The sequence below is a fragment of the Vibrio sp. Vb0667 genome, from assembly GCF_033391095.1.
The window spans coordinates 1-1,508 of sequence record NZ_JAWPOL010000151.1; the positions used below are offsets into that span (position 1 = coordinate 1).

Below are 1,508 nucleotides of genomic sequence, written 5' to 3' on the forward strand. Positions count from 1 at the left end.
ATTACACCCGAGGGTATGAAAAGCCACTGATCATCATGTCACTGATGTCGACGATTGTTGCCATCGTTGAAGTCATGCTGTTTGGTGCAATGGGCCAACTAGTAGACTGGCTTTCCACCAGTAATCCAGAAACCTTTTTGCAAGATAACCGAGCGGATCTGATTTTTTACGGCGTCTTACTTCTGGTTGTGATGCCACTTTTGGTTGTTATCTACTCTTTGCTGGTGCATCAAACCTTGTTGGGTAACTACCCAATGTCCATTCGCTGGCTTGCTCACCGTTATCTGCTCAATCAGAGTCTGAACTTCTATCAAGATGATTTTGCAGGGCGTGTTGCGACCAAAGTGATGCAAACCTCTCTCGCAGTACGTGAAACGGTCATGAAGAGCATGGACGTGTTTGTCTACGTGACGGTTTACTTCACCAGTATGGTCGTGATGTTAGCAGCTGCAGATTGGCGTTTAATGATTCCAATGATTGTCTGGCTTTTGGTTTACATCGCGATTCAGATTTACTTTGTACCGAAACTGAAAGATGTGGCCTCTGAGCAAGCCGATGCGCGCTCAACCATGACAGGCCGTATTGTCGACAGCTACACCAACATCCAAACCGTGAAGCTGTTTTCACATAGCCAACGAGAAACCCAATATGCCGAACAAGGCATGAAAGGATTTCTCAACACGGTTTATCGTCAAATGCGCTTGGTTACGGGCTTTGACGTGGCGGTTGAAATCTCCAACTACATCTTGGTGTTTTCCGTCGCGGCTTTGTCGATTTATCTGTGGTTGGACAGCGCGATTAGCGTCGGTGCCATTGCTATTGCGGTCAGCCTAGCGCTGCGCGTTAACGGCATGTCGATGTGGATCATGTGGGAAGTAGGAGCCCTGTTTGAAAACATGGGTACTGTCGTGGATGGCATGAAAACACTGTCCAAACCTATCGATATCCAAGACAAACCGAATGCGAAAGACTTGGTCGTATCTCAAGGTGGCATCCAGTTCGATAACGTCAGCTTTCATTACGGTGAAAACAAAGGCGTCATCAACCATCTGAATCTCGACATCAAACCTGGCGAAAAAGTCGGCTTGGTTGGGCGCTCTGGCGCAGGCAAATCCACGTTGGTGAACTTGCTGTTACGCTTCCATGATGTGGAAGAAGGCAGCATTAAGATTGACGGTCAAAACATTGCTGACGTCACGCAAGATTCGTTGCGCTCGAAAATTGGTATGGTGACACAGGATACGTCTCTTTTGCACCGTTCAATAAGAGATAACATCTTGTACGGCAACCCAACCGCCTCAGAAGAGGAACTGCTTAAAGCGACGAAACAAGCGCACGCTCACGAGTTCATCGAAACACTGACAGACCCATTTGGCAATGTCGGCTACGATGCGCAAGTTGGCGAACGAGGCGTGAAGTTGTCTGGTGGTCAGCGTCAACGTATCGCGATTTCTCGTGTGTTATTGAAAGACGCGCCGCTGTTGGTACTGGATGAAGCGACTTCAGCT

General features: G+C 48.1%; 1 protein-coding gene. It reads left to right on the top strand.

The genetic code is table 11. The features are described from left to right. The coding region (locus R8269_RS24165; RefSeq protein WP_318222769.1) for an ABC transporter ATP-binding protein at positions 1-1,508 on the top strand (1,508 nt) is incomplete at both ends.